Consider the following 7,417-nt stretch of genomic DNA (forward strand, 5'->3'; position numbering starts at 1 on the left):
CATGCCCGACACCGCTTCCCGCCCGCGCCGTCCCGACAGCGCCCGCAAGCCCCACAGCGCCCATTGGGGTGTGTTCTCCGCCGCCTGGAAAGACGGCGCGCTCGACGTGCAGCCGCATCCGGGCGATCCCGATCCCAACCCGCTGATCGACAACTTCACCAACGCGCTCGATCATCGCGCGCGCGTCACCACGCCGATGGTGCGGCGTGGCTGGCTCGAACGCGGCCCGGGGCCGGATGCGCGCCGGGGACGCGACGACTACGTGGCGGTCGGCTGGGACGAGGCGCTGGACCTGCTGGCCGCCGAACTGCGGCGGGTGCGCGACCGGCACGGTCCGCAGGCGGTGTTCGGCGGCTCCTACGGCTGGTCCAGCGCGGGCCGCTTCCATCACGCGCAGAGCCAGGTACACCGCTTCCTGAACACCGCGCTGGGGGGCTATGTGCGCTCGGTCAACAGCTACAGCGCCGGCGCCTCGGGGGTGATCCTGCCGCACATCCTGGGCAGCTTGGACGACGTGGCGCGGCGCAACGTCACCTGGGAGCAGATCGTCGCGCACACCGACGTGGTGCTGGCTTTCGGCGGCATGGCGCTGAAGAATTCGCGCGTGGCCAGCGGCGGCATCAGCCGTCATATCGAACACGAATCGATGCGCCAGGCCACGCGGCGCGGCTGCCGCTTTCTCAATATCAGCCCGCTGGCCTCCGACCTGCCGGCCGATGCCACCGCCGAGTGGATCGCCGCCATTCCCGGCACCGACGTGGCGCTGATGCTGGCGCTGGTGCACGAACTGGTCGCCAACGGCTGGCACGACCGCGCATTCCTGGACGGTTTCTGCGAGGGATGGGACGGCTTCGAAGACTACCTGATGGGGCGCACGGACGGCCAGCCCAAGGACCCGGCCTGGGCCGCCCCGATCTGCGGCGTGCCGCCCGCGCATATCCGGCGGATCGCGCGGCTGCTGCCGGGCAAGCGCGTGCTGGTGACCGTGGCGCACTCCCTGCAACGCGCCGAACATGGCGAGCAACCGGTCTGGATGGGCGCCGTGCTGGCCGCCGCGCTGGGGCAACTGGGACTGCCGGGCGGCGGCTACGCCTATGCGCTCGGCACATTGGCGCACTACGGCAAGCGCAGCAATGCCGTGCCGGTGGCATCGCTGCCGCAGGGCGTGAACGGCGTCAAGGCATTCATCCCGGTGGCGCGCATCGCCGACATGCTGCTGCATCCCGGCGAGCCCTTCGACTACAACGGCAAGCGCCAGGACTATCCGCACATCCGCCTGGCCTATTGGGCCGGCGGCAACCCATTCCACCATCACCAGGATCTCAAGCGCCTGACGCGCGCCTTTGCCACGCTCGACACCTTCGTGGTGCATGAACTGGGCTGGACCGCCACCGCGCGCCATGCCGACATCGTGCTGCCCTGCACGATGACGCTGGAACGCGAGGATATCGGCGGCGCGCCCACCGACCCCCTGCTGGTGGCCATGCACCGCATCGCCGCCCCCCACGGCCTGGCGCGCGACGACTACGACATCTTCGCCGACCTGTCCGAACGGCTGGGCACCCGCGCCGCCTTCACCGAAGGGCGCACCAGCGCCGAATGGCTGCGCCACCTGTACGAAAAAACCCGCGCCGCCCTGCAGGAGCGCGGCCTGGAAGCGCCGGACTTCGACCAGTTCTGGGCGCGCGGCGAGCTGGCATTGCCGCAACAGGAAGACGACGGCGGCATCCTGCGCGCGCTCCGCCAGGGCAAGCCGCTGCCGACGCCGAGCGGCAAGGTGCAGATCAGTTCTCCCACGATCGCCGGCTTCGGCTATGCCGACTGCCCGGGCCATCCGGCCTGGCTGGCGCCGCATGACGCGCCCACCGCCGCGCATCCGCTGTTCCTGGTGGCCAACCAGCCCGCCACCCGCTTGCACAGCCAACTGGACTTCGGCGCCCACAGCGCCGCGCAAAAACGCCAGGGCCGCGAAGTCTGCACCCTGCATCCCCGCGACGCCGCGGCCCGCGGCATCGGCGAAGGCGACATCGTGCGGCTGTTCAATGAGCGCGGCGCCTGCCTGGCCAGCGCCACCCTCAGCGAGGCGATCATGCCGGGAGTGGCGCAATTGCCGACCGGCGCCTGGTACGACCCGGTGCGCGACGACCAGGGCGACGTGCTGCTGTGCGGCCACGGCAATCCCAATATCCTGACCCGCGACACTGGCACCTCTTCGCTGGCGCAAGGCTGCTGCGGACAACTGACGGCCGTGCAGATCGAGCGCCATGCCGGCGACCTGCCGCCGATCCGGGCCTTCGAGCCGCCCACCGCGCGGGCCGCTGGCGATGGCCGGCCACCAGGCCATGGCCTTGCGCGTCCGGACGTGCCGCGCGCAAGCAATTGAAACGCGGCGTCTAGGCCGGCGCCTGGGACCGCGTCTTGGCGGCCGCCACCGACAGCGCCGGCGGCAGTGCCACGCCGTTCTTCACGGCCAGCACCTCGGCCATCACGCTTACGGCGATCTCCGCGGGTGTGCGGCTGCCGATATGGATGCCGACCGGCGCCCGCAGGCGCCGCAGCGATTCCTCGGTTTCGTCGAAGTGCTCGATCAAGCGCTGGCGGCGCAGGTCGGTATTGCGCCGCGAGCCGATCGCGCCCACATAGAAGGCCGGGCTGTGCAGCGCTTCGAGCAACGCCAGGTCATCCAGCTTCGGATCGTGGCTCAACGCCACGATACAGGTGCGCGTGTCCGGGCGCAGCGCGCGCACCGCGTCATCGGGCATCTCGCTGGTGAGCTGCACGCCGGGCACCGGCCAGGCGCCCAGGAATTCGGCGCGCGGGTCGCATAGCGTGACCGCGAAATCGTTGAACAGCGCCATGGTCGAGACGTACTCGGCCAGCGCGCCCGCGCCGATCAGCAGCATGCGGTACTGCGGCCCCAACGTGTTCGACAGCACCGCGCCGTCAAAGCGCAGCGCCGCCGGCGCGTCGGCAGCGGCCAGCGTCACCGCGCCCGTGGCGCAATCCACCGTGCGCTGCGTCAGTTGCCCCGCTTCGAGCCGCCGCAACAGCGCGTCGAGCGCGGACACATCGGGATCGAACTCGAGCAACAACTCCAGCGTGCCGCCACAGGGCAGGCCGAAGCGCCGCGCCTCGTCCGCCGCCACGCCATAGCGCAACCGCTCGGGCCGCGCCCGCGGCATACCGGGGCCGCCATGGGCGCGGGTATAGCGCGACACCAGGTCGTCCTCGACGCAACCGCCCGACACCGAACCGACGCAGCGGCCGTCTTCGCGCAGCGCCATCATCGAACCGGCCGGGCGCGGCGACGATCCCCAGGTCCGCGCCACCGTGGCCAACAGGACCCGGTCGCCCGCCATGGCCCAGTCGCGGGCGGCGCGCAGCACGCGCACGTCGACACTTTCCATTCAATGCGCTCCCCGTGGCGGCGCGCCGGCGGCGAGCCGCGCCTCTGCCCGGGCCAGGTCGGCCACGGTGTCGACGTCTTCGACGATGCCCGGGTCCGCCAGGGGCAGCGCGCACAGCGTGCCGGCCTGGCGGTGCGCCGCCACGATCGACGCCGCGCCCCGGTCGCCATGCAATTGCGCCAGCGCCGCGTAACAACTCGGCGCGAAGCCGACCGGATGCCCCTGCCGGCCGTTCCAGAACGGCAGCGCCACCGGGCTGGACGAGAGCGCGGCGGCGACCTGCAGCAGGCTGTCGGCGCCGACCAACGGCAGGTCGCCCGGCAGGATGAGCCAGCCCGCGGCGCGGGCCGTGGCGCGCACGCCCCGGGCGATCGAATCCCCCATGCCGGCCGCGCTGTCTTCCGCCACGGCCCGCACCACATGGCAAGGCAGACCCGACTGCGCCACGGTACGCAACACCCGTTGCAGCACAGTCATGCCGGCCAGCGGCGCCTCCAGCTTGTGGGTGGCGCCACCGGAACGCGTGAAGCGCTCGCCCCGGCCGGCGGCCAACACGATGACCGTAGGCAGGCCGGCGCGCCCGGGGGCCGCGTCCGCGGCGTCATGCCGGTCCATGCCCGGCTACCGTCCGTACCGGCAGGTCGCGCACGCGCTCGCCGGTGGCCGCGAATATCGCGTTACACAGTGCCGGCGCCACCGGTGGCACCGGCGGCTCGCCCACCCCGCCCGGCGGCAGGCCGTGGTCGTCGTTGACCAGGTGGGTGCGGATCACGCGCGGCGAGGCCGCGTGGCGCAACACTTCATAATCGTAGAAGTTGTTCTGCTTGACGCGTCCGCGCTCGAAGGTGATTTCGCCCAGCAAGGCCAGGCTCAGGCCCATGATGGCGCCGCCCTCCATTTGCGCGCGGATGCGCTCGGGATTGATCTGCGGCCCACAATCGAGCGCCATGTCGACCGCCAGCACCCGCACCTCGCCCTTGGCATCCACCGCCACCTCGACCACCGTCGCGGTATAGCTCATGAAGCTGTAGCAGAAGGCCAGGCCGAGGCCATGCCCCCGCGGCAGTTCGCGACCCCAGCCGGCGCCGCGCGCCGCCGCCTCGATCACGCCGCGCAGGCGGCCGGTGTCGTACGGATAGCGTTCGGGCGATTCGCTGTAGTTCCAGGTGTCGCCCAGGGCGCCCGGGTCGATCCGGCGCGCCGGCCCGATCAAGTCCAGCGCGAACTGCCGGTGATCCTTGCCGGCGCGATGCGCCAGCTCGGCGATGAAGCACTGCGCAGCGAACGCGTGCGGAATGTTGGACACCGACCGGAACCAGCCGATGCGCGCATGCGCGGCGACCGGCGCGGTTTCGACGCGCACGTTCGGGATGGCGTAGGGCATGTTGATGGCCGACATGGCCGACTCGAACAACTGCTCGCCCTGGGCGCCTTCGGTGAACAGGGAGCCGATCGTGGGCGCGGCGCTGCGATGCAGCCACGATTGCACCCGGCCGTCCTGGTCCAGCACGGCCTCCAGGCGCTCCGCCGAAACCGTGTGCAGGTAATCGTGGTGGATATCGTCCTCGCGCGTCCATACCAGCTTGACCGGTGTGCCTTGGGGCATCGCGCGGGCCACGATGGCGGCCTCGTCCACATAGTCGGGCTTGGACTTGCGCCCGAATCCGCCTCCCAGCAACAACACGTTCACCTTGACGTTCGCCGGGTCCAGCTTGAGCCTTCGGGCCACGGCATCCTGTGCCGCGGCGGGATTCTGGACCGACGTCCAGACCTCGGCCCGCTCTCCCTGGATGCGCACCGTGGCCACCGGCGGTTCCATGGGAGCATGCGCCAGGTGCGGCACATGGTAATCGGCGGCGAACCGTTCGCTGTCCGCCGCCTGGGCCCAGGCCCGCGGCGCATCGCCCTGGTCGCGCATGACTTTGCCCGGCGCGCGGCTGGCGGCGGACAAGGTCTGCCGGTAGGCCGCCGAATCGTAGTCGCCATTGGGACCATCGTCCCAGTCGATCTCCAGCGCCGCCCGCCCCTGCATCGCCGACCAGGTATTGCGCGCCACCACCGCCACCCCGCCCAGGGGCTGGAAGGCGGGCGCGCCTTGCATCGCCGGGATCTCCACCACTTTCAGCACGCCGGGCACGGCCAGCGCCTTGGCGCTGTCGACGCGGCGCGGCTTGCCGCCGACCACCGGCGGACGCGCCACCACCGCGTACACCATGCCGGGCAGGCGGCAGTCCATGCCATAGGCCGCCTGGCCCTTGCCGATGGCCTCCAGGTCTACCAGGCGCACCTGATTCTTGCCGATGTAGCGGAAATCGGCAGGCGCCTTGAGCCGCAACGCCTCGCCTGGAGGCACCGGCAGGCGCGCGGCCTCGGCCGCCAACTCGCCATAGCCCAGCCTGCGACCGCTGGCGCCATGGACGACTTCGTGGCGGCTCGCGCGCACCTGATCCAGCGGCACCGACCAGCGCGCGGCGGCGGCAGCCTCCAGCATCTGGCGCGCGGCGGCGCCCACCCGGCGCATCGGCATCAGGAAGTGCCGCACGCTGCGCGAGCCGTCCACGTTCTGGTTGCCATAGCGTGCCTCGTTGGCGTCGGCCTGGACCACGCGGACCCGCGCCCAGTCGGCCTCCAGTTCATCGGCCACCACCATCGGCAGGCTGGTGCGCACGCCGGTGCCCATCTCAGCCCGATGCGCCACGATGGTGACGGTGCCATCCGCCGCGATCGAGACGAAGGCCAACGGATCATCCACCGTGCCGCCCGGCATGGAATCGGCGCCGTACTTGCGAGGCGCTGCCCCGGCCGCCCGGACCGCGCTGACCAGGCCGCTGCCCGTCACCGCCAGGGTCAGCGCGCCCAGCCCGCCCTTGAGGAAACCGCGTCGCGCGAGTTGTGCCGTGTCCATCATCACTGGCCTCCCTGGGCCAGGCTGGCCGACGCCTGCCGGATCGCGGCGCGGATGCGCGGATAGGTGCCGCAGCGGCAGATGTTGCCGCTCATGGCATCGTCGATCTGCTGCTCGGTGGGCGCGGGCGTGGCCTTGAGCAGGCTGACCGCCGTCATGATCTGGCCCGCCTGGCAATAGCCGCATTGGGCCACGTTGTTCTCGACCCAGGCGCGCTGCACCGTCCGGCCGACCGGATCGGCATCCATGCCTTCAATGGTGGCAATCGCCCGGCCTGCCACCGCCGACACGGGCGTGACACAGGCGCGTATAGGCTGCCCATCCATATGGGTGGTACAGGCGCCGCACAGGGCCATGCCACAGCCGAACTTGGTGCCGGTCATGCCAAGCTCGTCGCGCAGCACCCACAACAAAGGCATCTCGTCGGGAACACTGACGTCCCTGGCCTGGCCGTTGACTTGCAGTCGTGTCATGGCGAAATCCTCATGGAGGTGGAAGGGGATGGCGTACCGGCGCCGGCGCAGCGGCGCCACGCCACCGCGTGGACCGGGTGGCGGGCCACACAGGCATTGTTCCGCAATCGGAGTGCCGGCCGGTAGTGCATTTCGCTGGATTTCCTGCCTGATTCTATGCGCAGGCGCCGGCTTTGTATGCAGGAATGCCCGCCCGGGCGCGGTTCAACCGCGCCGTGTGTGCGCCCGGGCGGCCGGATCGGTGGCGAACGCATCGTCCGGGGCGTTGCGCGGCGCGGCGACCGCCGCCACCGCCGCCACCGCCGGCCCCTGCGCCGCGCTGGCAGCCATGACCAGCGCCGGCGGCAGGATCGCCGGCAAACCGGCGGCCACGCGGTACGGCTGCAACGGCAGCAGCCCCTGGATCGTGCCCAGGTCATTGGCCGCCTGCGCACGTGCTTGCAAGGCGCTCTGCTCATCCTTGAGCGCCTGGCTGACCGCCAGGCCTCGCTCCAGCAGGCGCGCCTGTTCCTGGCGGAACGCCTGGACCGCATTCCTCAGGCAATGCGCGGTGTAGTGGTCACGCAGCGCCTCCACGGCCGCCCCGTCACTGTGCACCGGCGGGCCGGCCAGAATCGGCGCCGGTTCTGGCC

General features: G+C 71.3%; 5 protein-coding genes and 1 pseudogene. 1 reads left to right on the forward strand and 5 read right to left on the reverse strand.

Features of this window, described 5'->3' with window-relative positions:
* The first annotated feature begins 1 nt into the window (after position 1).
* The gene (locus AC6LKG_RS22660; RefSeq protein WP_498168424.1) at positions 2-2,383 is read left to right on the forward strand and encodes a molybdopterin-dependent oxidoreductase; all 2,382 of its coding nucleotides are present in this window, start codon (positions 2-4) and stop codon (positions 2,381-2,383) included.
* 10 nt (positions 2,384-2,393) lie between these two features.
* Here AC6LKG_RS22660 and AC6LKG_RS22665 read toward each other — a convergent pair whose 3' ends face one another.
* The 5 genes and pseudogenes from AC6LKG_RS22665 to AC6LKG_RS22685 all read right to left on the reverse strand — a co-directional run.
* Complete coding sequence (locus AC6LKG_RS22665; protein ID WP_498168427.1) at positions 2,394-3,407, reverse strand: XdhC family protein; 1,014 nt, start codon at positions 3,405-3,407, stop codon at positions 2,394-2,396.
* Positions 3,408-4,022, reverse strand: a complete 615-nt coding sequence (locus tag AC6LKG_RS22670; RefSeq protein WP_498168430.1) for a nucleotidyltransferase family protein — start codon at positions 4,020-4,022, stop codon at positions 3,408-3,410.
* Positions 4,009-6,315, reverse strand: a complete 2,307-nt coding sequence (locus tag AC6LKG_RS22675; RefSeq protein WP_498168433.1) for a xanthine dehydrogenase family protein molybdopterin-binding subunit — start codon at positions 6,313-6,315, stop codon at positions 4,009-4,011. Before AC6LKG_RS22675 ends, AC6LKG_RS22670 begins: the two co-directional genes overlap by 14 nt.
* Entirely contained in the window at positions 6,315-6,785 is a 471-nt protein-coding gene (locus AC6LKG_RS22680) for a (2Fe-2S)-binding protein (protein WP_498168435.1), read from the reverse strand. The genes AC6LKG_RS22675 and AC6LKG_RS22680 overlap by 1 nt, the downstream gene beginning before the upstream one ends.
* A 204-nt stretch (positions 6,786-6,989) precedes the next feature.
* Positions 6,990-7,417: pseudogene (locus AC6LKG_RS22685) on the reverse strand (hypothetical protein); the annotation flags it as partial.

Source organism: Achromobacter sp. 46006 (assembly GCF_059761975.1).

Coding starts and splice junctions, on each gene's coding strand:
- AC6LKG_RS22660 (WP_498168424.1), top strand. CDS start 2: ATGCCCGACACCGCTTCCCGCCCGCGCCGTCCCGACAGCGCCCGCAAG.
- AC6LKG_RS22665 (WP_498168427.1), bottom strand. CDS start 3,407: ATGGAAAGTGTCGACGTGCGCGTGCTGCGCGCCGCCCGCGACTGGGCC.
- AC6LKG_RS22670 (WP_498168430.1), bottom strand. CDS start 4,022: ATGGACCGGCATGACGCCGCGGACGCGGCCCCCGGGCGCGCCGGCCTG.
- AC6LKG_RS22675 (WP_498168433.1), bottom strand. CDS start 6,315: ATGATGGACACGGCACAACTCGCGCGACGCGGTTTCCTCAAGGGCGGG.
- AC6LKG_RS22680 (WP_498168435.1), bottom strand. CDS start 6,785: ATGACACGACTGCAAGTCAACGGCCAGGCCAGGGACGTCAGTGTTCCC.